This is a genomic window from Streptomyces chartreusis (assembly GCF_008704715.1).
Classification (GTDB): Bacteria; Actinomycetota; Actinomycetes; order Streptomycetales; family Streptomycetaceae; genus Streptomyces; species Streptomyces chartreusis.
In genome coordinates this window covers 5,268,904-5,293,887 of sequence record NZ_CP023689.1, presented here as the reverse complement: position 1 = coordinate 5,293,887, position 24,984 = coordinate 5,268,904, and the positions used below count along the sequence as shown (strand labels likewise).

The 24,984-nt window shown below is 70.0% G+C and carries 28 protein-coding genes; 9 read left to right on the top strand and 19 right to left on the bottom strand.

Annotated elements, in window-relative coordinates:
- Window positions 1-53: 53 nt before the first annotated feature.
- Window positions 54-218, top strand: a complete 165-nt coding sequence (locus CP983_RS44050; protein WP_167537752.1) for a hypothetical protein — start codon at window positions 54-56, stop codon at window positions 216-218.
- Between the two features lie 66 nt (window positions 219-284).
- Here CP983_RS44050 and CP983_RS23180 read toward each other — a convergent pair whose 3' ends face one another.
- Window positions 285-1,082 carry an alpha/beta fold hydrolase gene (locus CP983_RS23180; protein WP_150501529.1) on the bottom strand — a complete coding sequence of 266 codons (798 nt, stop codon included), beginning with the start codon at window positions 1,080-1,082 and terminating at the stop codon, window positions 285-287.
- Window positions 1,083-1,274: 192 nt separating this feature from the next.
- Between CP983_RS23180 and CP983_RS23175 the strand changes: the two genes are divergently transcribed.
- Complete coding sequence (locus CP983_RS23175) at window positions 1,275-2,210, top strand: NAD-dependent epimerase/dehydratase family protein (protein WP_150501527.1); 936 nt, start codon at window positions 1,275-1,277, stop codon at window positions 2,208-2,210.
- 125 nt (window positions 2,211-2,335) lie between these two features.
- Here CP983_RS23175 and CP983_RS23170 read toward each other — a convergent pair whose 3' ends face one another.
- Window positions 2,336-2,713, bottom strand: coding sequence for a winged helix-turn-helix transcriptional regulator (locus CP983_RS23170; RefSeq protein WP_150501525.1), 378 nt, complete (start codon window positions 2,711-2,713; stop codon window positions 2,336-2,338).
- 59 nt (window positions 2,714-2,772) lie between these two features.
- Between CP983_RS23170 and CP983_RS23165 the strand changes: the two genes are divergently transcribed.
- On the top strand, window positions 2,773-3,690 hold the full coding sequence (locus CP983_RS23165) for an NAD(P)-dependent oxidoreductase (protein ID WP_150501523.1): 918 nt from the start codon (window positions 2,773-2,775) through the stop codon (window positions 3,688-3,690).
- Here the strand turns inward: CP983_RS23165 and CP983_RS23160 are convergent.
- Window positions 3,659-4,222 carry an HAD domain-containing protein gene (locus tag CP983_RS23160; RefSeq protein ID WP_150501521.1) on the bottom strand — a complete coding sequence of 188 codons (564 nt, stop codon included), beginning with the start codon at window positions 4,220-4,222 and terminating at the stop codon, window positions 3,659-3,661. The two genes, CP983_RS23165 and CP983_RS23160, sit on opposite strands and share 32 nt — an antisense overlap.
- Window positions 4,223-4,439: 217 nt before the next feature.
- On the opposite strand from CP983_RS23160, the gene CP983_RS23155 reads away from it, so the two are divergent.
- Entirely contained in the window at window positions 4,440-5,294 is an 855-nt protein-coding gene (locus tag CP983_RS23155) for a nitroreductase/quinone reductase family protein (RefSeq protein WP_150501519.1), read from the top strand.
- A gap of 76 nt (window positions 5,295-5,370) precedes the next feature.
- On the opposite strand, the gene CP983_RS23150 is transcribed toward CP983_RS23155, so the two are convergent.
- The 4 genes from CP983_RS23150 to CP983_RS23135 all read right to left on the bottom strand — a co-directional run bounded on the left by CP983_RS23150 (window position 5,371) and on the right by CP983_RS23135 (window position 11,499).
- Entirely contained in the window at window positions 5,371-7,416 is a 2,046-nt protein-coding gene (locus tag CP983_RS23150; protein ID WP_150501518.1) for a HelD family protein, read from the bottom strand.
- Window positions 7,417-7,456: 40 nt separating this feature from the next.
- Window positions 7,457-8,116: a TetR/AcrR family transcriptional regulator gene (locus tag CP983_RS23145; RefSeq protein ID WP_150501516.1), complete on the bottom strand. Its 660-nt coding sequence runs from the start codon at window positions 8,114-8,116 to the stop codon at window positions 7,457-7,459.
- 39 nt (window positions 8,117-8,155) lie between these two features.
- Window positions 8,156-10,324: an aminoglycoside phosphotransferase family protein gene (locus CP983_RS23140; protein ID WP_150501514.1), complete on the bottom strand. Its 2,169-nt coding sequence runs from the start codon at window positions 10,322-10,324 to the stop codon at window positions 8,156-8,158.
- Window positions 10,325-10,425: 101 nt separating this feature from the next.
- On the bottom strand, window positions 10,426-11,499 hold the full coding sequence (locus tag CP983_RS23135) for an aminoglycoside phosphotransferase family protein (RefSeq protein ID WP_150506812.1): 1,074 nt from the start codon (window positions 11,497-11,499) through the stop codon (window positions 10,426-10,428).
- Between the two features lie 256 nt (window positions 11,500-11,755).
- Here CP983_RS23135 and CP983_RS23130 point away from each other — a divergent pair, with 256 nt between their 5' ends.
- On the top strand, window positions 11,756-12,511 hold the full coding sequence (locus CP983_RS23130; RefSeq protein ID WP_167537750.1) for an HAD family hydrolase: 756 nt from the start codon (window positions 11,756-11,758) through the stop codon (window positions 12,509-12,511).
- A gap of 12 nt (window positions 12,512-12,523) precedes the next feature.
- Here the strand turns inward: CP983_RS23130 and CP983_RS23125 are convergent, their stop codons facing one another.
- Window positions 12,524-13,399 carry a winged helix-turn-helix domain-containing protein gene (locus CP983_RS23125; protein WP_150501510.1) on the bottom strand — a complete coding sequence of 292 codons (876 nt, stop codon included), beginning with the start codon at window positions 13,397-13,399 and terminating at the stop codon, window positions 12,524-12,526.
- Between the two features lie 173 nt (window positions 13,400-13,572).
- Between CP983_RS23125 and CP983_RS23120 the strand changes: the two genes are divergently transcribed.
- Window positions 13,573-13,755: a hypothetical protein gene (locus tag CP983_RS23120; RefSeq protein WP_229914796.1), complete on the top strand. Its 183-nt coding sequence runs from the start codon at window positions 13,573-13,575 to the stop codon at window positions 13,753-13,755.
- Here the strand turns inward: CP983_RS23120 and CP983_RS23115 are convergent.
- A complete protein-coding gene (locus tag CP983_RS23115) occupies window positions 13,746-14,468 on the bottom strand; it encodes an HAD family hydrolase (RefSeq protein ID WP_229914797.1) in 723 nt (240 codons plus the stop codon). The genes CP983_RS23120 and CP983_RS23115 overlap by 10 nt on opposite strands.
- A gap of 29 nt (window positions 14,469-14,497) precedes the next feature.
- On the bottom strand, window positions 14,498-15,376 hold the full coding sequence (locus CP983_RS23110; protein ID WP_150501504.1) for a winged helix-turn-helix domain-containing protein: 879 nt from the start codon (window positions 15,374-15,376) through the stop codon (window positions 14,498-14,500).
- A 154-nt stretch (window positions 15,377-15,530) separates the two neighbouring features.
- Between CP983_RS23110 and CP983_RS23105 the strand changes: the two genes are divergently transcribed.
- A complete protein-coding gene (locus CP983_RS23105; RefSeq protein WP_030948652.1) occupies window positions 15,531-15,719 on the top strand; it encodes a hypothetical protein in 189 nt (62 codons plus the stop codon).
- Between the two features lie 75 nt (window positions 15,720-15,794).
- Here the strand turns inward: CP983_RS23105 and CP983_RS23100 are convergent, their stop codons facing one another.
- Window positions 15,795-16,712, bottom strand: coding sequence for a winged helix-turn-helix domain-containing protein (locus tag CP983_RS23100; RefSeq protein ID WP_150501502.1), 918 nt, complete (start codon window positions 16,710-16,712; stop codon window positions 15,795-15,797).
- Between the two features lie 175 nt (window positions 16,713-16,887).
- On the opposite strand from CP983_RS23100, the gene CP983_RS23095 reads away from it, so the two are divergent.
- On the top strand, window positions 16,888-17,067 hold the full coding sequence (locus tag CP983_RS23095; protein WP_030948647.1) for a hypothetical protein: 180 nt from the start codon (window positions 16,888-16,890) through the stop codon (window positions 17,065-17,067).
- Between the two features lie 212 nt (window positions 17,068-17,279).
- On the opposite strand, the gene CP983_RS23090 is transcribed toward CP983_RS23095, so the two are convergent.
- Complete coding sequence (locus CP983_RS23090) at window positions 17,280-18,539, bottom strand: GNAT family N-acetyltransferase (protein ID WP_150501500.1); 1,260 nt, start codon at window positions 18,537-18,539, stop codon at window positions 17,280-17,282.
- A gap of 267 nt (window positions 18,540-18,806) precedes the next feature.
- Complete coding sequence (locus tag CP983_RS23085) at window positions 18,807-19,430, bottom strand: RsiG family protein (protein ID WP_107906152.1); 624 nt, start codon at window positions 19,428-19,430, stop codon at window positions 18,807-18,809.
- 159 nt (window positions 19,431-19,589) lie between these two features.
- Here CP983_RS23085 and dtd point away from each other — a divergent pair, with 159 nt between their 5' ends.
- Window positions 19,590-20,015 carry a D-aminoacyl-tRNA deacylase gene (dtd, locus tag CP983_RS23080; protein ID WP_030953855.1) on the top strand — a complete coding sequence of 142 codons (426 nt, stop codon included), beginning with the start codon at window positions 19,590-19,592 and terminating at the stop codon, window positions 20,013-20,015.
- Window positions 20,016-20,033: 18 nt separating this feature from the next.
- Here the strand turns inward: dtd and ygfZ are convergent, their stop codons facing one another.
- From ygfZ to CP983_RS23045, 6 genes are all read right to left on the bottom strand, one after another.
- Window positions 20,034-20,999 carry a CAF17-like 4Fe-4S cluster assembly/insertion protein YgfZ gene (gene ygfZ / locus CP983_RS23075; protein WP_107906155.1) on the bottom strand — a complete coding sequence of 322 codons (966 nt, stop codon included), beginning with the start codon at window positions 20,997-20,999 and terminating at the stop codon, window positions 20,034-20,036.
- 10 nt (window positions 21,000-21,009) lie between these two features.
- Entirely contained in the window at window positions 21,010-21,462 is a 453-nt protein-coding gene (locus CP983_RS23070; RefSeq protein WP_107906156.1) for a Fur family transcriptional regulator, read from the bottom strand.
- Window positions 21,463-21,502: 40 nt separating this feature from the next.
- Window positions 21,503-22,078 carry a heme-binding beta-barrel domain-containing protein gene (locus CP983_RS23065; protein WP_030953851.1) on the bottom strand — a complete coding sequence of 192 codons (576 nt, stop codon included), beginning with the start codon at window positions 22,076-22,078 and terminating at the stop codon, window positions 21,503-21,505.
- A 225-nt stretch (window positions 22,079-22,303) separates the two neighbouring features.
- Window positions 22,304-23,185 carry a hypothetical protein gene (locus CP983_RS23055; RefSeq protein WP_150501498.1) on the bottom strand — a complete coding sequence of 294 codons (882 nt, stop codon included), beginning with the start codon at window positions 23,183-23,185 and terminating at the stop codon, window positions 22,304-22,306.
- The gene (locus CP983_RS23050; RefSeq protein WP_229914798.1) at window positions 23,182-24,042 is read right to left on the bottom strand and encodes a hypothetical protein; all 861 of its coding nucleotides are present in this window, start codon (window positions 24,040-24,042) and stop codon (window positions 23,182-23,184) included. Before CP983_RS23050 ends, CP983_RS23055 begins: the two co-directional genes overlap by 4 nt.
- Window positions 24,039-24,884, bottom strand: coding sequence for a hypothetical protein (locus CP983_RS23045; protein WP_229914799.1), 846 nt, complete (start codon window positions 24,882-24,884; stop codon window positions 24,039-24,041). The genes CP983_RS23050 and CP983_RS23045 overlap by 4 nt, the downstream gene beginning before the upstream one ends.
- Window positions 24,885-24,984 lie beyond the last annotated feature (100 nt).

The following is a 24,984-nucleotide window of genomic DNA, read 5'->3' as shown; positions in this document are numbered from 1 at the left end:
CGGTGGGGCGGCGGAGGGTGGGGCGCACCGTCGTCCGTTTTCGAGGAGGCATCGTGAAGCGTCGTGCCATCGCCGTCCGGGCCGCTGTCGTCGCCGTTCTGGCCACTGTCGTCGCCGGGCTGGCGCTGTTCGCGGTGCCGGCCGCGGACTGGGACGGTCACGGGAACATCGAGCGGAACGAGTGGAACATCCCGCTCACCAACCTTCGCGTGCTGTAGGCGGTGTTCCGGCCGCTCTCCTCGTGTCCCCTCTCGTGCCGGACCCGGTCGGCTGCCGGTGCCGGCTCAGTCGAGGAACTCGTTCAGCAGTGGCAGCAGCAGCGGCGTCCGTCGCATCAGGGCCATGTGGTCCGTCGCGGGCAGTACGGCCAGCCGGGCCCCGGGGATCAGGCGCTGCATCTCGGCCGCGTGCTCGACCCGTACGAAGTCGCGGTCGCCGATGAGCAGCAGCGTGGGTGCCTGCACCGTGCGCAGGTCGTCGGCGGTCCACGGCAGCGGGGCGTTCGCGGCGACCGAGATCTTGCCGAGGAAGTCCTGGTAGTGCTCGGGGTGCGGCGCGCACGCGGCGTACGCCTCGGCCATCTCCTGGAAGTCGGCCTGGCTGGGCAGCCGGGGCGAGTCGAAGTCGCCTGCGTGGACCTCGTCGTGGATGCCGTCCTGGTGGTACTGAGTCGCGGCGAGCACCAGCCGGCCCACCCGGTCGGGGTGCCGGATCCCGATCTCCAGCGCGGTCAGCCCGCCGAGGCTGTACCCGAGGAAGTCGGCCTGCGGGATGCCGAGCTCGTCGAGCAGTCCCACGACGTCGGAGGCCAGGTTCGGCACCGTCAGCGCACGGTCGGTGTCGGCGGTGTGTCCGTGGCCCTGGAGCTCGGGCGCCACGATGTACCGGTCGGCCGCGAGGGCGGGCAGCACGGCGCCGAAGGACATGCCGATGGTGGTGACGCCCCCGTGCAGCAGCACCAGCGGACGCCGGGCGGCGGCGCCCGGGCCGGCAGCACCCGTACCGCCGTCGCGAGCGGCGCCGTGGATCTCGTAGTACATCTCCACGCCGTTGACCTTGGCGTATGCGGAGCTGGTCGGCATGGTCCTCACGTCCTTCCGGGGTTCGTTCCGTGGATGTCGCCGGTGGTCGTGCCGGGGTCCTCCGTACGGAGTCTCATGCGGGAAGACCGGCCGGGTACGCGGAACTCATCGCCGTGTCACAGAACGGGCGGGTCCGCTCGTCCAAGGTTTCACAGAGGTATCCGCGATCGAGCGATCGGGACGGTGAGTGTCATGCGGGTGTTCGTGGCGGGCGGTACCGGCGTCATCGGGCGGCGGCTGGTGCCGCGGCTCGTGGAGCGGGGACATCAGGTGACGGCCACGACGACGAGCGCGGCCAAGCTCGGCCTGGTGGAGGGCATGGGGGCGACGGGCGTGGTGATGGACGGGCTCGACGCGATGTCCGTCGGCGAGGCGGTGGCCGCGGCGCGGCCCGACGTGATCGTGCACCAGATGACGGCGATCTCCGCGCCGCACTCCGGCAAGCCCGACATCCGGCACTTCGACCGGTGGTTCGCCACCACCAACCGGCTGCGCACCGAGGGCACCGACCATCTGCTGGCCGCCGCGGAGGCGACCGGCGTCCCGCACGTCGTCGCGCAGAGCGCCGCCATCTGGAACGGCGTCCGCGAGGGCGGCTGGGTGAAGACCGAGGAGGACCCGCTGCCCGTGGAGACCGGGAAGCTGCGCGAACTCGGCGAGGCGGTCCGGCACATCCAGGAAGCCGTCCTCAAGGCCGACGGGACGGTCCTGCGGTACGGCGGTTTCTACGGTCCCGGCGCCACCGACGACCAGGTCGAACTCGTACGCAAACGGCAGTTCCCGCTGGTCGGGGGCGGTACCGGCTACTGCTCCTGGGTGCATCTGGACGACGCGGCGAGCGCCACCCTGCTGGCGGTGGAGCAGCGGGCGCGGGGCGTGTTCAACATCGTCGACGACGAGCCGGCGCCGGCGAGCGAATGGCTGCCGTATCTCGCCGAGTGCGCGGGCGCGAAGCATCCGCTGCGGGTGCCCAAGTGGCTGGCCCGGCTGCTCGCCGGGGACGTGGTGGTGACGATGATGACCGAGGGGCGCGGCTTCTCCAACGCCAAGGCCAGGCGGGAACTCGGCTGGGAGCCGCGTTATCCGTCTTGGCGCCAGGGGTTCCGGGAGGAGCTGGTGGGGACGTAGCCGTGGCGCGCCGGACAGAAACGACCGTCGTACCCACTTATTTGTGCCTACTTGGCAGCGCGCCCCCGCCGACCCACCCTTGATGTGGGTGATCGACGCGGCGGCGGACGGAGGTGGCGTGCGGGTCAGGAGGCCGACGAGGTCTCGGTCAGCCGCTCCAGGCGCGGCTGGGTCTCGGTCAACCGCTCCAGGCGGCGGTGCCCCCAGTCGGCGAGCGGGGCGAGCGCATCGGCCAGCTCGCGGCCGAAGTCGGTCAGCGAGTAGACGGTCTTCAGCGGCAGCACGTCGTACACCTCACGGTGCACCAGCCCGTCCGACTCCATCTCCCGCAGCGCCTGGGTCAGCACCTTCTCGCTGAGGCCGGGTGCCCGGCGGCGCAGCTCCGCGGGGCGGTGCGGGCCGGACTCCAGCAGCCACAGCAGCAGCGTCTTCCACTTGCCGTCGATCACCGCGATCGCGGCGGTCACTCCGCAGACGTTCGGATCCTGGCGTCGACGCGTCATCTCGCCACCCCTTTTGTCATCAATTCGTCAACTATCTTCACTTTACAGGGAGTTGCACCATGCCCACCTACGACGACAATCACGGCCACGACCACGATTCCACCGACGGCGTCACGGTCCTCGGGCTGGGGCCGATGGGGCGGGCGCTGGCCGGTGCGTTTCTGGACGCGGGGCTGCGGGTGACCGTGTGGAACCGCACGCCGGGTCGGGACCGGGAGCTCGTCGGCCGTGGCGCGACGGCGGCCGCGTCCCCGGCGGAGGCGGTCGCCGCCAGTGCGCTGACCGTCGTGTGCGTGGTGAACTACGACGCCTCCGACGCCGTCCTGCGTCAGGACGCCGTCGCCGTCGCGCTGAAGGGCCGCACGCTCGTGAACCTGACGGCCGACACCCCGGCCCGCGCCCGGGACACCGCCGAGTGGGCCGCCGGGCACGGCATCCGCTACCTCGACGGCGCGATCATGACGCCGGCCACGACCATCGGCACCCCCGAGGCGGTGTTCCTGCTCAGCGGCCCAGAGGAGCTGTACGGCGAGCACCGCCCCGTCCTGGACAAGCTCGGCGGCACGCACACCCACCTCGGTACGGACGTCGGCCGGGCCGCCGCCTACGACATCGCCCTGCTCGACATCTTCTGGACGGCGATGGCCGGCTACGCGCACGCACTGGCCGTGGCCCGGGCCGAGGGCATCACCGCGCGGGAGCTGGCCCCCTTCGCGCAGGGCATCGGCGCGATCCTGCCGCCGCTGTTCGAGGAGTTCGCGGCGGACGTCGACGACGACAGGTACTCCGGCGAGCTCAACCCGATCACCTCCGCCGTCTCCTCGATGGCCCATATCGCGCAGGCCTCCGAGTCGCACGGCATCGAGGCGGCCGTGATCCGCGCCGCCGAGGGCCAGGCCCGCCGGGTCATCGGGCTCGGTCATGGGACGGACGGCTTCATGCGGGTCACCGAGCTGCTGGGCCGTTCCCGCCGGTGACCCCTCCACCGGCGATCCCGTCGTCGGTGATCCCTCCACCGGCGATCCACTCCTCCAGCGCCGCGAAGTCGTGGTCCGTCAGTCCGTAGCGGTGGTCGACTCGGTGGAGCAGGGCCGGTGAGGGGTGGTGGGCGGCCACATAGGCCCGGTCGACGTCGGAGATCTCGTCGTCGACCCAGACGAACGGGCTGCCCGCCGCCCAGGCCACCAGCGGCCGGGTCTTCCAGTGCGGGGCGCGGGGCCCGAGCCAGGGTTCCGCGTCCTCGTCGGGCCAGTCCACCAGCCTGAGCGGGGACAGCCCGAGCCAGGGCGCGAGGGCGGTGTTCGCGTCGTCCAGCCAGGTCGTGGCCCACACCAGCTCGCAGCCGAGCTCGGCCAGCCGCTCCAGGCGGGTGCCGAGAGCGGGGTCCACGCGCGTGAGCAGGGGGTGCGCGGGCGGGCCTGGCAGGGTGCGGGGCGGCTCGTACTGCGGGTACGGCCGCTCCGCCCCGAAGGGAATGAGCGTCCCGTCGACGTCGAGGAAGAGGAGCATCGAAAAACAGGATCACCCCATGCGGGGTGACTGCGCTACTGTCACCGGTATGACTGCCGGGTCGGCCTTGTGCCGTGAGCGAGTTGGGTGTTGCCCGGCCTCTGAGTGAGGTCGTGGCGGCGGACCAGGAGTCCGCCTCTCTTTTCTCTTCACCTCCCCTTCCGTACGGAACCCACCGCACGGAACCCCGAAGAGAAAGAGACAGAGAAACCTGAGCATGCCCAACGACTTCAATCAGCAGGTCATCGAGGAATTCCGCGCCAACAAGGGCCGCGTCGGCGGCTACTTCGAAGGCGCCCGGCTCCTTCTGCTCACCACCACCGGAGCCCGCACCGGCCGCCCCCACACCACCCCCGTCGGCTACCTCCCCGACAGCGACGACCGCGTACTGATCATCGCCTCGGCCGCGGGCGCGCCCCGGCACCCGGCGTGGTTCCACAACCTCGTCGCGAACCCTCGGGTCACCGTGGAGAGCGGCGCGTTCACCTATGAGGCACGGGCCGTCGTCATCGAGGGCGAGGAACGGGACCGGATCTTCGCGCGGGCCGTGGAGGCGGACCCGGGCTGGGCGGCGTACCAGGAGAAGACGGAACGGGTGATCCCGGTCATCGCCCTGCACAGCCTCGCCGAGGGCGGCCCCGGGCACATCAACGCGTCCTCCATGGGTGAGGCGCTCAAGGTCGTCCATGACGCGTTCCGGCGGGAACTGGAGCTGATCCGGGCGGAGATGAACGACTCGGCAGGCACGGGAAGGGGCACCCTCGGCGCCCAACTCCGCGTCAACTGCCTCACCTTCTGCGCCGGGCTCCACAACCACCACACCGGCGAGGGCCTCGCCATGTTCCCGTTCCTGGAGGACCGCCACCCCGAGCTCGCGCCGACGCTGGCCCGGCTGCGGGACGAGCACGACCGGATCGCCGAACTGGTCGAGGACCTGCGCCGGGTCGTGGGCGACGAGAACGCCGATCCCGACACGGCCCGCCGCGAGGTCGATCGCCTCACGACGGAGCTGGAGGCGCATCTGGCCTACGAGGAGGAGCAGTTGATCCCGATCCTGGACGCCGGCGCCTAGGTACGACGGACGGTGCATGGGAGGCCGTGGCCGCACAGCCCGGGACGGGGGACGCCCGCAGACCGGCCCGGCCCGCTCAGAACGGCAACGGCCTCCCATGCACCACCTCCAACCCCGCGACCGCACGCGTCACCACCACGTACAGCCGATGCAGCCCCCGCTCCTCCGCTTCCACGATCGCCGCCGGCTCCACGGCGACGACATGGTCGTACTCCAACCCCTTCACCACGCTCGCCGCCACGACGGCCACTCTCGCCCCCAGTTCCTCCGCGTCCCCGGACTCGATCCCGGCGGCGCCGAGCGCCTCGCGCACCCGGGCCACGTCCGCGTCGGCCGCGACGACCCCCACGGACCCCTCCCGGCCCAGCGCGTCCCGTACGGCGCCCACGACCGCGCCCGGCAGATCGCCGTCGGCCTCCCGGAACCGCAGTTCGCCGTCGCCGCGCAGCGAACGGGCCGCCGGTACCTCCACGTCCACCCGCTCCAGCAGCCGGTTGGCCAGCTCCAGCACCACCGCCGGCACCCGGAACCCGGTCGTGAGCGGCACGACCGCCGCGTCCGGCTTCCCGAGGTGCCCGAGCACCGTCCGCCAGGACCGCGCCGCCCACGGAGTGGTCCCCTGCGCCAGATCCCCCAGCACGGTCACCGACCCGAACGCAGCGCGCCGCGCGATCGCCCGGCACTCCATGGGCGACAGATCCTGCGCCTCGTCGACGACGACATGGCCGTACCCCTGCGGATGCTCGATGAGCCCGGCCACCTCGTCGAGGAGCACGAGGTCGGCGGCCGACCAGCGGGCCGACTTCCACGAGCGCGGCGGCCTGGCCCACAGCAGCGCCTTCTGCTCGTCCCCGTCGAGCACCCCGTCGGCGGCGGCCTCCAGCACCTCGGGCTCCATGAAGAGTTGAGCCACGACCTCCTCGGGCCGCACCCGTGGCCATACGGTGTCGACGTACGCCCCGACCGCCCGCGCCCGTGAGATCTTCTGCACCCACGCGGCACCCGGCGGCCCGCCGCGCCGCTCGGCCTGCTCCTGGATCACCCGCACGATCCGCGTCCGCACCCGTTCCCGCCCCACGGCGTACGGCGGCTCCTCGTCCCGCACCCCGGCCAGGATCCGCTCCAGCCGGCCCTCCGGGACCCGCCACCGGTACGACCCGTCGGGAACCTCCACGGCACCGGCGTGCCCCGCGGCCACCCTGGCGTACAGGGCCCGCCGCAGCACCTCCGCCATCCGCCCGTCGTGTTTCACGACGGCCGTGTCCCTCCCGTCGACGGCCTTGACCGGATGCCGGGCGATCTCGTCCCGCAGGGTGGACTGGCGTACGCCGGTCTCGCCGAGCGCCGGCAGTACCTCCGAGATGTACGACAGGAAGGTGCGGTTGGGTCCGAGGATCAGCAGTCCGCCGCGGCGGATGCGCTGCGGGTGGGTGTAGAGCAGATACGCGGCACGGTGCAGGCCGACGGCGGTCTTGCCGGTGCCCGGGGCGCCCTGCACGCACAGGGAGACGGCGAGGTCGCCCCGTACGAGGTCGTCCTGGTCGGGCTGGATGGTGGCGGCGATGTCGCGCATGGGGCCGACGCGGGGGCGTTCGATCTCGCGGGCGACGATCTCGCTCGCCCGGGACTCGCCCCGGTCGAGGTGCTCGTCCTCCAGGCCGGTCAGGTCCCCTGACTCCCCGCGGCTGCCGGGCGCCCAGCCGAACCGTCGCCGTACGGCGACGCCCTGCGGGTCGCGGGCGGAGGCCTGGTAGAAGGCGCGGGAGACGGGGGCGCGCCAGTCGACGACGAGGGGCGGCTCGGCGGGGTGTTCGGTGATTCTGAGGCGCCCGATGTGCAGCGCCTGATGCTCGTCCTGCTTGTCCTGCTCATCGTGCTCGCCGCCGAAGTCCAGCCGGCCGAAGAACAGCGGGCCTTCGGGCAGTTCGTGCAGCGCTTTGGCCTGGCTGCGCAGCCGGTAGCCGAGGACCTCGGCGTCGGCGCCGGACGCGGAGGCGTTCACACCGATGACGACCTGCTCGTCGGCGCCCTCGACCATGCCGGCGAGGGCGGTGCGGCAGCGGTCGTGGTGGGCGCGTTCGCGGATGAGGGTGTGCCGGAGGGCAGGGTCGGTGGACGTCATGCAGGAAGCGTACCCACAAAACGTGACCGAGTTAAATTATTTACTCAGCCTCATGTGCGGCCTCATGCGCACTGCTCGTGACGAGTGATGGCGGCAACCCTGCCTCCAGCAGCCCGAACGCCCGCTCCGCCGCCACCACCGCGTCCTTCTTCACCTCGGCCACCGGCTCCCCCGCCGAGATCCGCCGCCAGTTCTCCTCCGCGAGGATCCGCTGCACGGCGACGATCTGCCCCGCCGCCAGCCGCGCGTCGAGCCCCCCGCCGAGCGCCTCGGCGAGCGCGGCCTCCGAGCGCTCCAGGTAGCCGTACATACGGGCGACCAGGGCCGGCGTCCCGTACACCAGCGAGTGGAAGGCGAGCACCGCGGGATGATCATTGAGCCCGGTGATCGGATCGCACCGCTCGATCCCCTCGAGGAAATGCCGCCGCAGCGCCTCGACGGGCGCGGCCCCCTCCCGCACGACCCGCGCGGCCTCGTCCTCGTGATCGGCGATCCGGTACAGGACGAGGTCCTCCTTCGCCGGGAAGTACCGGAACAACGTCGGCTTGGAGATCTCGGCAGCGGCGGCGACCTCGGCGACGGACACGGCGTCGAAGCCCTTCTCGAGGAAGAGCCGGATGGCGGTCTCGGACACGGTCTCGTACATCCGCCGCTTCTTACGCTCCCGCAGGCCGGGCTCGGAGGTGCCGTTGTCGCTCATGGCGGTGAGCCTACGCGCGGCCCGCGTCTCGTTTGAGGGCTAGTGGGGCAGGGCGCGCAGGAGGTAGGGGTTGTCACGACGGGGTTCGAGGTTCAGCTCGGCCAGGGCCGCCTGGAGCGTCCAGGCGTACGACTCCACGGCTACCCGGATCCGGGGGATGTCCAAGTGCCTGCCCGAGACCAGGTGGTCGAGGTCCTCGTAGGCGGCGCGGACGATCTCCAGGCGCTCGTACTTGCTCCAGTCGGACAGCCAGCCTCGGGTGTAGTGGCGCGGAAGACTGCGCTCCCAGTGGCGTTTCATGAAGTGCTTGCGGCGATCGTCGGTCCGCGCGAGACACGTGTGCCGCACCAGGTCGTACAGCGGATCGCCGACCCTGGCCCGGTCCCAGCCGATGAGGCCGATGCCGAACCGCTCGTCGCAGGTGCGCACCAGGTTCCACGGATGGAGATCGCCGTGGAGCAGCGTCGGTGTGCGGCGCTCGACCGAGTAGCGCGAAAGGATGGAGTGGAGCTGCCGATGGCCGGGCAGGCCTATGCCCTCGGCGAGCGCGCGCACTTCGTCGGGCAGCCGTCGCACGGTGTCCGCGAGCTCGTCCGTCAGTTGCCCGTAGAAGTCGTCGTACGGCCTCGGGTCCAGGGCCCAGTAGTCCACCGTGGTCAAGGCGCTCAGCTGGTCGACCAGGCTCTCGGCCTCGTGCGGACGCAGGCCGTCCACCGGATGGTCGGGGGCGGACCCGTCGCTCGGGCCCAGATATGTCTGTACGGAGAAAGGGCCGCGCCGCCGTCCGCCGTGCCCCAGCGCCAGTACCCGCGGCGCCGAGACCTGCGCGTCCTCCTCCTCGATGGCCCGTAGGACCTTGGGCTCGTCGAGCCTCCTCGAATCGTTCCGGCGCTCCGGCCCCTTCGTGGGGCGCCGCACGACGACCAGGGTGTCCGCCCCGGCGAGCCGTGCCACGACCACCGCGTTGATGTGGGCCGTGCCCCGCAGCAGCCGGCTCTCCGGCGCCCGGCACTCGTCGGCCAGCACGTTGTCCACGCTCGAGTCATGGAAGTCCGGACGGGGCTGATGGTCGTGAACCGGGGTCCACTGCACCGGCACCCGACGCCCCCTGCTGATCGGGGCACCGTGGACGAACCCCGCCCACTTCTGCAGCAACTCCCAGATCTCCGCCAGTGGCGGGACGGGGTCGATGTCGAGCAGTTCGGCGGCTGCCGTCAGCGCGGTGTGGACCTGGCTCGTGGCCGACTTCAGCCACTGGTCCTTCGGGGGGCGTCGTTCCAGTTCGTGCAGGATCCGCATCACGTCCGGGAACACGGACAGGGCCTTCTCGAACGCGATGTAGTGCTTCAGGTCGTCGGCGAGTCCGTTCGCCGCCTCGGGGCTCACTTGCCGAACGGCTCTGGTCCAGGCGGTGATCGCCACGTCCCGCTGGGCTCGGTCGTGGCCCGTGCGCACGAGGTGGACGGCGAGGTCGTACAGCGGGTCGCCGAACGAGGCGAGCTCCCAGTCGACGAAGACCAGCGGCGGGTCCCCGTCCTTGGTGACGATGACGTTGTCCCGGTGCAGGTCGCCGTGGAGGAGGCTGAAGGGCCGCTTGGCCATCCGGGGCACCCGGCCGGCCAGGCGCATCAGGGCCCCGGACCGCACGCCCAGCCTCTCGAACATGCGGTGGAAGCGATCCCAGTTGGGTTTTCTGACGTCTCTCTCCGTCAGTTCCACGACCGTGCGCAGGAACCCCTGGCTCTCCGGAGGCCGGGGCCACCCTGGCGGCAGCGTCGGGGCCACGTCACCGTCGACACAGGTCAGCCGCGCGAGCCCCTCGGCCATCGCCTCGATCAGCGCACGGTCGACCTTCGTGATGTCACGGCAGGTCCTGGACAGCGGGACGCCCTCGACGAAGGTGTGGACGGCCGAGCTCATCCAGTCGTGGGCCAGGCAGACCGGGGCGTGGGGCACGGTGTCCCTGATGGCGTCGAGGACCGTGGCCTCGTTCTCCCAGGTCTTGAACACGACACGCAGGGTGTCGGGGCGGGGTATCCGTACCAGCACGGGGGTGTTCACCGGCAGCCGCACGATTGACGCCATCTCCGGGGTCAGCGGCACGCAGTAGTTGATGTGGTGATGCCCTTGGAGCGACCGTCCATGCTCCTCGGCGTAGCGGACGAACTCCGCGTACACGGTGGGCGGACGTGCGAGTCGTGCGTTCAAATGGCGTTCCTGTGCTGCGCGTTTCTGAGGCAGAGAGAACAGGTAGTCGAGACTGTAGAGCACAAGGGTGCGCGGCGCTGGCCGAAGTCGTTCCGCCGACCTTATGAGGTGCGCGTGCCGCGGAGTCTGTGCCAGTCGAGCAGCGAGGCAGCCACGGTGCGCACACTCGGCACCTTGTCGAACCCCAGCGGTACGGCGGCCCGGGCCAGCACCCGCTGCACCTTTCGGGCCTCGATGGGCCATCGCCGCCAGCTGAACGCCCCGCCGTTGTCGAGGATCTGGGTCGCCCGGATGACGTCGGTGAACACGCTCTGCGCGCGCTTGAAGTCCAGAAGTCTCGGCAGGTCGTCCTGCCAGCCCTTGGTGCTGCCGGGTCTGATCGCCTCGGCCGTCGCGCACCACCGCTCGGTCAGCCGGCGCTCCTGTTCGGCCGGATAGCGCATCAGGTAGAGGTGTGTGGCGAGGTCGTAGAGCGGGTCGCCGAACATGGCCAGCTCCCAGTCGATGGTCCACAGTCGGGAGGTCCGGTCGAGGACGAAATTCTCGCGGTGCAGGTCGGCGTGCAGCAGGCAGAAGGGACGTTCCGCCAGCCCCGGCACCACTACGTGTTTGCGCAGCGCGCCAAAGGAGTCCCCGCCCACACCCAGTGCCCTGAACAGGCCTTCGAAGGAGTCGAGGTTGTCCCGGTAGACGCGCTCCTCGGCGAACCGGACAAGTACCTCCAGGAACCCCGCGCAATCCTTGTCCTCGGCACGGTCCTCGGGCCGACAGCGCCGTTCGGCATTCAGGGACCCCGGGGACACATGGATCAACTGCCGGAACAGAGTCAGGATCTGGTCGAGCACGGGCTCGGGGACCATCCGCCCGGCGGCGTACCGCGAGCCCAGCGTGCGGCCCTCGATGAACCGCTGCAACCGGATCTCGCCCACTTCGATCAGGTCCGGGACACCCGTGATCCGCCCCTGGAGTGCCTGCAGCAGTTGCTCCTCCGAGACGAAGCAGCGCCGGTCGAACCAGAGCAGTTCGCCCCGCGGCGACCGGCACTTGGCCCGGACTGGGTCCGCGTCCTCGTCGTCCTCGTCCTCACTCGCGGCGTCGGGCAGGGGAATCACATAGGTCTCGTGGTGATAGCCCTCGAGCGGCCCTTCGACCGCACTCGCGTCACCGCCGCTCATCTGGACGGCTCGTTCCCGTGTCGGGGACACCCGTTCGGCTGACATCGCCCGCTCTCTCGACCGTTCCCCGCGCAAGTGGCGGGAAAGTGTTGCACGGCATCCCCCTGTGAGTGCGCATCGTGCCAGAAAGGATTCGCCCGTTCGCGCAGAACCCCTGAGTCGGATGTGCCTCGGGTTGACCCATCCGAGCGCAGCGAGCCCCGACACCCCAGGTCGCGGCGCCGGACGCCCACCCGGACCGCCCCACACTGTGCCGGTGACAACGACATGCACCGAGTACGACGGCCATGGTGACCTGGACACACTGCGTGACGTCCTCGGCCGGGCCGACGCCGTTCTCCTCGACTTCGACGGCCCTGTCTGCGACCTGTTCCGTGGCGCCTGCACCGCGTACATCGCCGACGAGGTCAAGGAGCGGGCGCGGCTGGAATGGGGGCGGCTCGACGCAGGTGTGAGGGACTGCGCCGACTCCCACGGGGTGCTGCGATGTCTGGCCGACATGGCCTTACGGCGCACCGGCGACCACCGCGGGACACGGCTGAGCTGGGCGGACGGCATCGTCACCCGGCACGAGTACGAGGCGGTGGGTCAAGCCGTCCCCACGCCCGGTGCGCGGGAACTGGTGGTCACGCTGGCCGGGCTGGGCAAGGCACTGGTGATCGTGAGCAACAACTCGGCGGGCCCGGTGCGCGAATACCTGGAACAGCAGGGCCTCCTGCATCACTTCTCCGCCGTTCTGGGACGCGATCCCGAGGACCCGCATCTGATGAAGCCGCACCCCGACGTGGTCACCCGTGCCCTGACCGAGCTCGGCGGCCCGTCCCCGTCCCGGACGCTGCTGATCGGCGACCAACTCACCGACCTCACCGCTGCCCGGGCCGCGAAGGTGCCGTTCCTCGGCTTCACGCGGGAAAAGAAGACAGAGGCACTGATGCGGGACGAGGGCGCACGGGACGTGGTCGGCTCCTTCGAGCCGGTCATGCGGGCGTTGTCGGTACCCGTGTCGTGCTGAGGAGACTGCCGGTCAGTCCTTCGCCAGGTAGTTCCACACGGAGTCGAACCACGTCTGCCGCTCGCTCACGAAGACGGAGCCCGGTGAGTCCGGGTCGTCGTCCGCCACGTAGTGCTCCAGCACGGCGCCGAGCCCGATGACGTCGATGGCGGGGATCGTCCCCTCGTCCAGCACGATGGGACGTTCGACGACCTTGTACATGCCGTGCAGGGCTTCGGTGCCGTGGAACAGGTAGAGCTTGAACGCCGGGGTGATCGGGGCCCACCGGACCGAGACGTCGACGTCCGCCACGAACCTCTCGGCCTTCAGTTCCTCCAGGGCGAGCCGCAACGACTTCGTGTTGCGGCGGGTTATCCCGCGCACCCGCTCCAGCGGCCGGGGGTCGTCCGGGTCGTCGATCGCGTATGGATAGGGCAGCTGCATGTTCTCCGAGGGCAGCAGCATGCGCAGAGCGATGCGCTGCGGAGCCACCTCGCCGGAGCGGATCCGCTCAGCCTGGAGCCAGATGTGTGCGGCCAGGGACTCGGACGTGAAGGTGAAGACGTCCAGGACGACTTCGGGCCGAGCGAATGCCAGGGCCAGTTGCGGCCCGAGCTTCGCACGGCCCGGATGCGTCCGGCGGTCGGCGGGCTGCCGCCGCTGTGTCGGCGGTGCTGCGATCACCCTTGAGCCGCTGCCCTGCCGGGACTCGACGAGCCCTCGCTCCGAGAGCTCCTTCAGTACCCGTTGGATGGTGTCCCTGGAGACCGACAGCTCCTGGGCCAGCTCGCGCTGGGGCGGCAGCAGGGATCCCTGAGGGTGGGTCCCGTCGGACATACGGAGGAGGAGTGCCTCCAGCACTCGCTCGAACTCCTTGCCGCCGGTCTCGGCGCCACGCTGTCCGCCCACATGCCGACCGTACCGCTTCTCACCCGCCTGCACACAAATTCCAGTCAACAAGTCAGTCCAACTGCCGGTCCAGTTAAGGGATCTACCAGTCAGGGAAAACCAATCTCAGGCCAACCAGCCCAATTTAAAGGAGAGTTGGTGGCCTCAGGATTCGAAGGGTGCGGGTGGGGGACATGGTGCTGTTTCAGGCGCTGTGCGCATTAACGGAGTTGACGCTGGGCCTGATGGCGCAGGCGAAGTTGGGGGTGATTGGACTGGTCATTCTGTCGGCCGTCGTCATCGGCATCCGAGCCCGGAACAGCCGGCTCGCGGTGGGGGCGGTGGTGGTGTTCGTCTTCCTGATGACTCAGGCCTGAGCCGCCCGTACCGACCGCAGTACCGCCCACAGTGAATCCACGACCACCGTCGCCCCTGCCTCGCGCAGGAGTTTTTCCTTGCGGGCGTTACGCGCGTAGCCCAGGAAGGGGACGCCGGCGCTGTTGGCGGCGGTGAGGTCCGAGGGGGTGTCGCCGATCATCAGGGCGGCGGACGGGGCCGCGCCCATGGCCCGCAGTCCCCGGTTGAGGCAGTGCGGGTCCGGCTTCAGCTGGTGCAGGTCCTGCGTGCGGCCGTAGATGTGCGGGCTGAAGCAGGACAGCAGGCCGCGGCTCTCCAGGTAGGCACGCACCACTCGGGGGGAGTTGTTGGTGGCTATGGCCAGCCGGGATCCGACCGCCGTCCAGGTGCGGATCAGCGGGTCGGCGTACGCGGTGGGCATCGCGGAGGAGGTCGCCCGGAGTTCCTCCTGGGTGAGACGTTCCTCCAGTTCCGCGACCAGGTCGCTGCCGGGGTGCCGGCGGTCGACGGCGCGCAGGACGACGTGCGGGTCCAGTGACTGCCGTTCGCCCTCCGTCAGCAGTCCGTGCAGTCCGCGCCCCTCGAGCCAGTCCACCAGGTCGATCGCCACCCGCTCGGCCTTGTGCCCGGCGAACAGCCGGCATATCGGTCCGTCGAAGTCCCAGAGCACGACGCGAGCGCGTGTGATCAGTTCCCGGAGCTGTTCGGTGTCGTTCTCGGTCTCTGCGGTCACGGATTCAGTCTGCGTCGTATCAGAAGTCACTAGGAGAGTGTCAGGTCCGTCGTGATGGTTTCCCAGAGGGCGTCGAACCACTTCTGGGATTCCTCCACGAACGCGGCGTCGCGCTGTCCGGCCTGCCTCATGAAGGAGAAGAGAAGGGACTTCGAACCCAGCGCGTCATACATGTCCAGCGTCCGGCTCTCGTACTCCTCCTGCCGTTCGGCGAGGACGTAGTAGCCGATCAGGGCCTCCTCGTCGTTCAGGAGGTACAGCTTGACCGGCGGGGTGAACGGCAGCGCCCGGAAGGTGACACGGACGTCGACGCCGTGGGTGGACCGAATGGCCTGGAGGTTGTGCCGCAGTACCTGTGCCTGGGCGTTGCGCATCTCCAGCCATCGCTTGTGGACCGGGTCGTCGCCCTCGCCGCCCTCCACGGAGACCGGGAACGCGAGGTGGATGTCCCGCGACGGGAGCAGGATGCGGACGTCGATCGTCTCCGGGTGGATCGAGCCCTCGTGGATGAGGCGCAAGGGTTCGCCGAGGGCCAGCATCAGGGTCTCGGAGGTGTGGCAGACGACGTCCACGCGGACGTGCGGTACGGCGAACGCCTCCGTCAGGCGGGGCGCCAGGCTGACCATCGTCGGCTGGGGCGCACCCCGCGTGGGGGTGGGCAGGGCGATCCGGGGCGGGCTGCCCTTGCTGACGTTGGTCAGGAGACCGTCCTCCTGGAGCGCGCGCAGGGCCTGGCGTACGGTGCCCCGTTCCACGCCGAACTCCTCGGCCAGCTCGGCCTGCGTGGGCAGGCGGTCGCCCGCCTTGAGCTCCCCGACGCGGATCCGCTCCCGCAGGACGTCGGCGATCTCCTGGGGCGAGAGTCTCCTGCTGCCGTTCACTGCCACGTTCTCCTGGGTCACGACCAAAACGCTACAACTCGCACCCATCTAGTGGGAGTTGTTTGTAGCTTGTTTCAAAGTAGGGGCCAAGTGGGGACAACTTAGTCAGAGTTGGCGTCAAGTTGGTTGAGTTGGCGGAAGTAATCCTTCCATTCCCAGGAGCCCGAAGGGGGAAACACCGATGCCCGTTCTCGCACTCCTCTCCGCCGTCTTCGTCGTAGGCGTCGAGCAGACCCTCCAGTGGAAGTACGGCGCCACCGGCATCATCGGCCTACTGCTGCTCACCATAGGCATCAAGGCCAAGAACCCCGCTGTCAGTTCCATAGGGGCCGTCGTCCTCGCGATCCTGGTCTCGGGACCCGCCCTATGATCCACGCGCGTCCCGGGGGCCGTCACGCGCGCCGCGACAGCGACGAACACACAGGTCAAACGTTGTGGGGGACGATCAGCTCGTGAGCACAAGCTCCGAACTGATCGTCTCCCACAGCGCGTTGAACCACACGTGCGACTGCTCCACGAACGTCATGTCCCGCAGCCCGGCCCCCTGCTCGAAGGCGAACAGCGTCGACTGGATGCCCGGAGCGTCGTACATCTCCAGATGCTGCTGCCCGATCTCCACCTCGCGGCGGCTCAGCGTGTAGTAGGCGAACAGCGCCTCCGTGCCGTTGAGCAGGTACAGCTTCACCGGCGGGGTGAACGGCAGCGCCCGGAAGGTGACCTGTACGTCGATGCCGTGCGTGGCACGCAGCGCCAGCAGGTTGTGCCGGAGCACCTGCCCCTGCGCGTTGCGCTGGGCGAGCCAGCGGCGGCGCAGCTGTAGGTCGACGTCGGCGGCGGAGTCCTCCACGGGCGTCGGGAAGGCGAGCGGGATGTCCCGGCTCGGCAGCAGCACCCGGAAGTCGACCTTGGCCGGTTTCAGCTGTCCGGCGTGGATCTGACGGAGCGGTTCGCCGATGGCGAGCGTGAGGGAGACCGAGGTCAGGCACAGGGCGTCGATCTCCACGTGCGGGGCCGCGAAGGCGGACGCGATCCGCGGTGCGAGGGCCACCATGGTAGGCGCCGGCGGGGCTCCGGGGCCGGTCAGCGCCTTGCCGAGGTCGGGGGCGACGGTGGCCGGGGCACCTTTGGAGACGTTCGTGAGCAGATGCTCCGACTGAAGGATGCGCAGCGCCTGCCGTACGGCTCCGCGCTCGACGCCGAACTCGACGGCCAGCTTGGCCTGGGTGGGCATGCGCTGGCCGGGCCGCAGCTCGCCCGAGGTGATCCGGGCGCGCAGCTCGTCGGCCACCTCCCGGTGTGACTTCTGTGGCCGCTGTGAACTCTTCCGTCCATTGACGGAGGCGTGTTTCGGCTCCACGACCAAACACTACAACTTCCCGCCATCTTTAGGCAGTTCCCGGGAAGGTGGTTATGAGTCGCTTCCAAGCGGTGATAAGTACAGTGAAGTTGGTCGCCAACTTAAGCAACATGGTCAAGCTTCAAGAGTGTTGGCCACAAGCGTCGGTTCTGTCGACCATCGTCCCCGAAGGGAGACCTGCATGCCGCTCGTCTACCTCGCCGTCGCCGCGCTCGTCATTGGATTCGAGCAACTCATCCAGTGGAAGTACGGGCCGATGGGCATCATTGCCTTCCTCGCCCTGTCCATCGGTATCAAGGCAAAGAACACCATGATCGGCGGCATCGGCGCGGTGATCCTCGTCATGCTGCTCGCCCATTAGGTCTTCGCAAGAAGGCCCCGGGGACCAGGTTCGGCCGCTCGGGCTCCCTTCCGGAGGGGAGCCGGGAGCCCGGTCGGTCAGCACAGTCACAACTCCACACCGACAACTGAACATCGACCGCACAGCCACAACTGAACAGGCACCACTGATCAACAACCACAACTGAACAGCTCGCTACGGATGAGCAGACCTGTCGTCGGGAGAGAGGAGTCTCAGAACATGTCCGGGCACCAAGGCCGCCTGGACGTACGCAGCAGGGCGTCGGCCACCTTGGCGGCGCCCGCTCGTTCTTCCCGGACCCGCCCGAGCGCGGCGAGCCGTACCGCGGACTCGTCGCCCAGCCACAGGGCGCCCAGTTCGGCGACGTCGAGAGTGAGGTCCGCCGCGGCCGTTGTCGGCGCGCAGGACGCCCCGTCAGCCGCCGCCCGGAGCCGGTAACGCCCGCCCGCTAGCCCGGCCCCGTCCACGACCTCCAGCACCAGCTCGCCCTGGCCTTCGTACGTACGCGCCTCCAGAGCCCGTACGACATCCAGCACCCGTACCCACAGCCAGTCCGCCAGTGTCGTGATCCTGGCCGCGCGCGGGTCGGGGAGGAAGAAGGGCAGCAGGTCGTCGGGGGCCCGCCAGCCGCTCCTGACCGTCGTGATCCAGTCGATCGAGCACAGGTAGCGCCACAGGTTGCGCTCGGCCTCCGGCGTCGCCGCGATCAGCCACTTCACGGACGCCGTGTTGAGCGGCTGCTTGCCGTCGCCCCACTTGTCGTCCGCCAGGTACGAGACCAGCCCCTCGACCTCGCCGCCCGCCGAGCGGTACACCGCGAAGAACGGCTCCGTCCACGGCGACCGGTCCAGGCGCACCGCGCCGGTGGCGACCTGCCACCACCGCTCGTCCCGGTCGGTGGCACCCGGCTGCGCCAGGCGCACCCGCTCGTGCAGCTCCGGGCCGATCTTGCGTACGTCCGCGCTGTCCACGATGTCGATACGGCCGCCGTCCTCGGGGCCGGCCCATCTGGGGTCGAGGCCGGCGCGGGGTACGTCGACGGTCCACTCGGCGGCCCAGGTGGCGGGGCCGAAGCCGTAGCGGCCGTAGATCGGGTACTCGGCGGCGATCAGTGTCGCCACGACGTCCCCGCGCTCCTTCGCGGCCGCGAGGTCGTGGGCCATCATCCGGTTGAGCAGGCCGCGGCGGCGGTGGGTCGGGGTGACGGTGACGTTCGAGATGGCGTCGGCGGGGACGGTGGCACCGCCGACGACGGTGAGTTCCTGCGCGAAGGACCGGAAGGTGGCGACGCAGCGGCCGGCATCGAAGGCGCCGAGGGTGCGGGACGGGACGATGTACGACGCCCGGTCCGCGACCTCCGTCTCGGCGACGTCGGGCGTACGCAGAAAACCGGTGTTCAGGGCCCGGGTCCAGTCCGGAATATCGGCCTCGGTGATCGAGCGGACGTCGATGTGGGGTACGGGACGGCTCATGGGGCCACGGTAGGTCGGCGGACGCGGGGTGTCGCCGAATTTTCCCCCGCCCCGAACTGACAAGGGGCCCGCCCGGCGCCGACCGCCCCGATGCCCCGGGCGGCCGGCCGACCAACTCCGACCAACCGCCGTCACACCGGGCCGCCGTCAGCCCGTCACACCACACCGCCGTCAGCCCGTCACGTCACCCACCCGATCCGGCGAAATTTTCCACAGCCTGTGGATGAGTTTCCGCGACCGCCGACCCGCTGCGACCCGCCGCCCCGGCTACGTCAGCAGGTCGTCCACCTGCGCCTCGCCGTCCCGGTACCGGCGGGCGATCTCCGTGCTGCACTCGTCCGCCGTCCGCTGCAGGAGCTGGCGGCGGCCCGACACCTCCTGCTCGTAGCGCACGAGGCGCCCCATCGCCGTGTTCAGCTCGGCGTCCGTGCGGGCCTGGAGGTCGGACAGCTCCACCTCGGACAGCATCTCGGCCGCCAGCCGCCGGTACTCCTCGCTCTGCGGAGTCCCCAGCGTCACGTGCCGGGCGGAGGAGCGCTGGCGGGCCGGGGCGTCGGTGAGGATCTCCGGGAGGCGGTCCACGACGGACGCCGCGCCCGCTGGGGAGCGCCACGCCAGCTCGGCCCGCAGAATGTCGATCCGCCCCTGCAACAGCCGTCGTACATAACTCAGGTCCGCCTCGTCGCGCTGGGCGTACCGCCGCAGCGTGCGCAGTTCGGGCAGACTGAGCACGGTCAGGTCGTGCTCGGTCGGCTCCACGGCCGGCCGTGTGTGCGGGCCGGGGCCCGGATCGTCGGCGGTGCGCTGTGTGGGCGGCCGCAGACCGTCCAGCCGGGCCGCGTGGGTCAGTGCGACAGCCCCGGGCGGTTGCTCGGTACTCGGTGTGCTCATGTGCCTCTACCGTCCCCTCGACCGGCGTGTGAGGAGCATGGTGCCATCACAAGTGGCACCTATGTGACCGAGTGCGCATGAACAGCCCCAGATGGGGGGTTAAGGAGCAAAAAAGAAGCCCCTTATGAGGCACGTCCGTGCACACGGCATGATGGCGCCATGCGAGCTGTGGTGCAGAGGGTGGACGGCGCGAGTGTCGTCGTGGACGGCGAGACGGTCGGGGAGATCACCGGCGAGGGCCTGTGCGTGCTCGTCGGCGTCACGCACGAGGACACTAAGGAGAAGGCGGCCCAACTCGCCCGCAAACTCTGGTCGATCCGCATGCTGGACGACGAGAAGTCGTGCAGCGACATCGACGCCCCGCTCCTCGTCATCAGCCAGTTCACCCTGTACGGCGACGCCCGCAAGGGCCGCCGGCCCACCTGGAACGCGGCCGCCCCTGGCGATGTCGCCGAGCCGCTCGTCGACGAGGTCGTCGCCCAACTGCGCGCCCTGGGCGCCACGGTGGCGACGGGCCGGTTCGGCGCCAAGATGCGGGTGTCCCTGACGAACGACGGCCCGTTCACCGTGCTTGTGGAGATCTGAGGACCCAGAGGGTCCGGACTACGGCTCGACGACGGCTTCCTGGGCTGCTGCTGTGTCTCCCGCCACCAGCCGTGCGTCGAGTGCGACGTTCCGCTTCACCAGCGCCAGCGCGACCGGGCCGAGCTCGTGGTGTCGTACGGACGTCGTGATGAAGCCGATCTTGCGGCCGTCGGGGCCCTCGTCCGCGAGGTGGATCTCGGTGCCGGGGGTCGGCAGGTGGACCTCGCTGCCGTCCAGGTGCAGGAAGACCAGGCGGCGCGGGGGCTTGCCGAGGTTCTGGACGCGGGCGACGGTCTCCTGGCCGCGGTAGCAGCCCTTCTGGAGATGCACCGCCGTGCCGATCCAGCCCAGCTCGTGCGGGATCGTGCGGTGGTCGGTCTCGAAGCCCAGGCGCGGGCGGTGCTGCTCGACGCGCAGGGCCTCGTGGGCGAGGATGCCGGCCGCCGGGCCCGCCTTCTCGGCGTAGGACTCCAGGTCGGCCCGCGGCAGGAACAGGTCACGGCCGTACGCCGTCTCGCGCACGACGACGCCCTCGGGCACCTCGGCGATGGATCCGGCGGGCAGGTGCACGATCGCGAAGTCGTCCGTACGGTCGGTGACTTCGACCTGGTAGAAGAACTTCATCGACTCCAGGTAGGCGATCAGCGCCTCCTGGGTGCCGGGCTCGACATGGGCCCAGGTGGTCGTACCGTCGTCGACCAGATACAGCGCGTGCTCGATGTGGCCGTGCGCGGAGAGGATCAGCGCCTCGGTGGCCTCGCCCGTGGGCAGCTCGCTGACGTGCTGGGTGAGCAGCAGGTGCAGCCAGGTCAGCCGGTCGTCGCCGGTGACGGCGACGACCCCGCGGTGCGACAGGTCGACGAAGCCGGTGCCGTCGGCGAGGGCGCGCTGCTCGCGGAACAGATCGCCGTAGTGGGCGGCGACACCTTCGTCCACGCCCTCGGCAGGGACGGCGCCGGGCAGGGTCAGCAGGGGGCTCTTCATGGGGACAAGCCTACGACTCGGTAGTTGAAGTCTTGCCGTTCGCGCCCTTGTGCGCGCAGTCCTTGCACCGGCCGAAGATCGCGAAGTGCTTCATGTCGGTGTCGAAGCCGAACTCGCGGCGCAGCTTGGCCGTGAACTCGGCGGCCACCGACACATCGGCCTCGATCACGTTCGTGCAGTCGCGGCAGACCAGGTGGATGTGGTGGTGGCGGTCCGCGAGGTGGTACGTCGGCGCGCCGTGCCCGAGGTGGGCGTGGCTGACGAGACCGAGCTCCTCCAGGAGCTCCAGGGTCCGGTACACGGTGGAAATGTTGACCCCCGACGCCGTCTTCCTCACTTCCACGAGGATGTCGTCGGGGGTCGCATGCTCAAGGGTGTCCACGGCTTCCAGGACAAGCTGACGCTGAGGCGTCAGCCGGTAGCCACGCTGCCTGAGGTCGCTCTTCCAGTCGGTGCTCACCACACTGGAAGTCTAGGACCACTCGTCAAAACTGCTTTCGGAACTACTTGAAGAAGGCGATGCCGTCGTCCGGCATGTCGTCCGGCAGGGCCTTGGCCCAGCGCTCGACGTCCTCCGGGGTGACGACCTTCTTCAGGTGGGCCGACATGTACGGGCGCAGCTCGACCTCGGGGGTCTGCTTCTCGCCGACCCACATCAGGTCGCTCTTGACGTAGCCGTACAGCCGCTTGCCGCCGCTGTAGGGGCCGGAGGCGGCCGTGCGGGCCACGGCGTCCGTGACCAGGTCGATCTGGGGCTTCTTGTCGGCGAGCTCGCCGTACCAGATCTCGACGACGCCGTCGTCGCGGACCATCGTCACCTCGACCTTGCGGTCGGCGTCGATGCGCCAGAAGCCGTGCTCGGACTCCAGGGGACGGACCTTGTTCCCGTCGTTGTCCAGCACCCAGGTGTGGGACTGGTACTCCAGGAAGTCACGGCCGTCGTGGGTGAAGGCGACCTCCTGCCCGAAGTTGCACTTCTCGGAGCCCGGGAAGTCGTGCACGCCGGCGCCGGCCCAGTTGCCGAGCAGGAAGGCGAGCGGGACGAGGTCCTTGTGGAGGTCGGACGGAATCTCGATCATGAGGGGCGTTTCCTAGACGTGGGTCAGCGCTGGCCCTGGTACAGCTTCTTCACGGTCAGGCCGGCGAAGGCGAGGACGCCGACGCAGACCAGGGCCAGCAGGGCTTCGAAGAAGATCTCCACGGGGTGCTCCTCGATGAGCGGAGGTTGAGCGGTACGTACAGGGCCGGGCCCCAGCTTACGCGGCCGGGGACCGGCCCTCCTTGTGAGGTACGCCCTCGCGGGGTCAGTCCAGCAGCTGGCTCTGCAGGATCACCGTCTGCTGGAACGGTACGGCCGCCGCACCGCCCTTGCGGGACTGCACCACCAGGCCCACGACGTCGCCCGACACCAGGTAGGCCTGCCGGACCTGCTCGGCGCCGTACGGCTTGGACTCGGTGTAGGAGTAGTGCCGCACGTTCATGACCACCGCCTCGCTCGGGAACTCCTCGTCCGTGTGCACCTCGGCGGCGCCGCGCAGGGCGTGATTGGGCGAGTCGTAGCTGGTCAGGTGGTCCTGCTGGAGGACGTCGGCGACCTGGCCGGAGTCGAACTGCAGCAGGTAGATCCGGGTGCGGGTGCCGTCCTGGGCGGTCCAGCCGCGGGCGGCGACGTGCCGCAGGCCGTGGTCCGTGAGCACCTGGCCGAGGTCGTCGCGGTCCTCCTTCGACCCGTACACCGACAGGAAGTCCTTCTTCGCCAGCCAGCCGTCACGCCCGGCGAGCGCCTTGTCGGCCTTGGCCCCCTTCGGCGCCGGCAGCAGCAGCGCACGCAGGTCGGCGTGGTGCACGGACGCCGGGTTGGCCTCGGCGAACGGGGCGGGGCTGCCGGAGGGCAGCGGCGGCTTGGTGATCTCCGGGTACGTCCAGCGGCCGTCCGCCTCGGTCGCGAGACCGGGTACGTCGGTGCGCTCCATCCGTGTGATGCCGTACGCGGTGGACGAGCCGACGGCCGCGAGGACGACGACGGCCGCCGTCCAGCGCAGGACGGCCCGCAGGACGCGGCGGTCCTTCTTCACCGGGGGTTCCACGACCGCCACGGGGGGTTCCACGGCCACCGCAGGCGGCGCCTCGGGCATCGGCGGTACGTCCGCCGAGGGCGCCGTCGTGATGGGCTGCTGCTCGGTCATACGGCCTTCCCCGGGTCGTCGATGCGGTCGAGCTGGGCGGTGACGAACAGCCCGATGCTGGTCAGGTCGAGCGGCCTCACACCGGACGCGGTCACGCTGATCAGCACGTCTCCGGACCAGCCCGCGCAGTACACGCGGTCGAGCTTCTCGTCGAGGCCCTTGGGCGTCAGGAAGCACTTGGCGTTCTTGTGGCCGTCCAGCTTCGGGCCCTTGCGGAAGAGGCCGAGGTCGGAGAGGAACTCGTTCTGGCCGGCCGCGACGTCCTTTGCGGCGGCACGGCTCTCCATGCGGGCCAGTACCACGCTGGCGAAGAAGGCTTTCTTGTCGTAGATCGCCTGACCGTCCGCCTTGTAGTAGCTGCGCATGGCCATGCCCTCGATGGGCTTCTTGTCGAGCTCCCTCTCCAGCTGGCGGCGCTCCTTGCGGGGCAGCTCCTTCAGGGACTCCTTGCGCAGCTCGGATGCCTGACGGCCGCTGAGCTCGGCGTCCGAGCCGAACTCGCCGAGGTCGGGGCCCGGGGTGTAGCCCTTCTCCTGATACGGCAGCAGCAGCCCGCGCAGCCCGGAGGCCGCCTTGTCGGACTTCTCGGCCTTGTCGTCCGCCGCGGCCGGCTTGGGGAACTTCCACGTCGGCAGGCCCGCGTCCCGGTCGGCGTCCTGGACTGTGACAACGGTGTAGCCGGCCCCGGCGACGACCGCGCCGAGCAGCAGGACGGTCCCGGCGACGGCAGCGATACGCCGGGCGCGCGGACGCCGGCGGGCCGGGGCCGACGAGCTCTGCACGCTCTCCTGGTCCTGGACGACCTCGGCGGTCTCGGGGTTCTGCACGTCCTCTGGGTTCTCAGATGACTCGCTCACAGCCGTCCCATCTGCCGCTCGGCGAGATCCATGATCTTCTGCTTGGAGATCGGCTTGGTGTCGTAGATCCAGATGTCCATCGCGATGTCACCGCGCCAGGCATGCGCCTCGGCCGAGTACATCGGGAGGTAGCCGGCCTCCCGCTCGGGGCTGTCGTGCACATACGCCTGGCCGTCGCCCGTGCCGGGGATGGTCCAGCTGCGGGTGTTCGACTTCTCCTCGGCCCAGTAGTGGCCGTCATCCGCGTGGGTGACGGCGGCCAGGGCCTGCTCCTGGCGGAACTGCAGCAGCTGGATCTCGACGCTGGTCGTACTGCCCGCGCGCCAGCCGGTGACCGCGCCGCGGCGGAACTCGTCGGTGATGAGGTCGCCGAAGACCTCGTCCGGTTCCTCGTAGTTCTCCGCCAGATCGGCGAGGTCCAGCCAGCCGTCGCCGGTCTCGAAGACGGCGTCCCGGGTGCCCTTGGGCCGCGGGAGCAGCAGCTTGCGCAGGTCTCCGTCGGTCCTCAGCCGCCGGTCCACGGCGGCCGACAGCGGCTCGGCCTCGCCCTTGGCCTGCTCGACCACGGGCTGGGACAGGGGCGGCAGCTTCGTGGGCTCGCGGTCGGCCTGCACGAGATAGCCGCCGCAGGCCCCGCCGACGAGCCCGAGCACGACGGCAGCGGCGAGCAGCAATGCCGTACGCCCGCGCCGGCGGGGCCGGGCAGCGGCGGGCTCCTCGGACGGACCGGGACCCTCCGCGCTCCCGGTCGTGTCCTCGGCGGCCGGCGCGGCGGGCGCAACCGGTACAACCGGCGCGTCGGGCGCTTCTCCCGCCTCTCCTACTTCTTCGGGTACATCCAAGACGTCCCCCCACAGAACGTGAAGCACGCATTCCGTATGCGTTGCGCACAGGAGACCCACGGGTAATGCCCTGGGTTGTAAGGGGGTTGATTACGATTCG

Excerpts from the sequence above, each read along its gene's own strand:
- CP983_RS23180 (WP_150501529.1), bottom strand. The coding sequence starts at position 1,082 with ATGCCGACCAGCTCCGCATACGCCAAGGTCAACGGCGTGGAGATGTAC.
- CP983_RS23175 (WP_150501527.1), top strand. The coding sequence starts at position 1,275 with ATGCGGGTGTTCGTGGCGGGCGGTACCGGCGTCATCGGGCGGCGGCTG.
- CP983_RS23170 (WP_150501525.1), bottom strand. The coding sequence starts at position 2,713 with ATGACGCGTCGACGCCAGGATCCGAACGTCTGCGGAGTGACCGCCGCG.
- CP983_RS23165 (WP_150501523.1), top strand. The coding sequence starts at position 2,773 with ATGCCCACCTACGACGACAATCACGGCCACGACCACGATTCCACCGAC.
- CP983_RS23160 (WP_150501521.1), bottom strand. The coding sequence starts at position 4,222 with ATGCTCCTCTTCCTCGACGTCGACGGGACGCTCATTCCCTTCGGGGCG.
- CP983_RS23155 (WP_150501519.1), top strand. The coding sequence starts at position 4,440 with ATGCCCAACGACTTCAATCAGCAGGTCATCGAGGAATTCCGCGCCAAC.
- CP983_RS23150 (WP_150501518.1), bottom strand. The coding sequence starts at position 7,416 with ATGACGTCCACCGACCCTGCCCTCCGGCACACCCTCATCCGCGAACGC.
- CP983_RS23145 (WP_150501516.1), bottom strand. The coding sequence starts at position 8,116 with ATGAGCGACAACGGCACCTCCGAGCCCGGCCTGCGGGAGCGTAAGAAG.
- CP983_RS23135 (WP_150506812.1), bottom strand. The coding sequence starts at position 11,499 with ATGAGCGGCGGTGACGCGAGTGCGGTCGAAGGGCCGCTCGAGGGCTAT.
- CP983_RS23120 (WP_229914796.1), top strand. The coding sequence starts at position 13,573 with ATGGTGCTGTTTCAGGCGCTGTGCGCATTAACGGAGTTGACGCTGGGC.
- CP983_RS23105 (WP_030948652.1), top strand. The coding sequence starts at position 15,531 with ATGCCCGTTCTCGCACTCCTCTCCGCCGTCTTCGTCGTAGGCGTCGAG.
- CP983_RS23095 (WP_030948647.1), top strand. The coding sequence starts at position 16,888 with ATGCCGCTCGTCTACCTCGCCGTCGCCGCGCTCGTCATTGGATTCGAG.
- CP983_RS23090 (WP_150501500.1), bottom strand. The coding sequence starts at position 18,539 with ATGAGCCGTCCCGTACCCCACATCGACGTCCGCTCGATCACCGAGGCC.
- CP983_RS23085 (WP_107906152.1), bottom strand. The coding sequence starts at position 19,430 with ATGAGCACACCGAGTACCGAGCAACCGCCCGGGGCTGTCGCACTGACC.
- dtd (WP_030953855.1), top strand. The coding sequence starts at position 19,590 with ATGCGAGCTGTGGTGCAGAGGGTGGACGGCGCGAGTGTCGTCGTGGAC.
- ygfZ (WP_107906155.1), bottom strand. The coding sequence starts at position 20,999 with ATGAAGAGCCCCCTGCTGACCCTGCCCGGCGCCGTCCCTGCCGAGGGC.
- CP983_RS23065 (WP_030953851.1), bottom strand. The coding sequence starts at position 22,078 with ATGATCGAGATTCCGTCCGACCTCCACAAGGACCTCGTCCCGCTCGCC.
- CP983_RS23055 (WP_150501498.1), bottom strand. The coding sequence starts at position 23,185 with ATGACCGAGCAGCAGCCCATCACGACGGCGCCCTCGGCGGACGTACCG.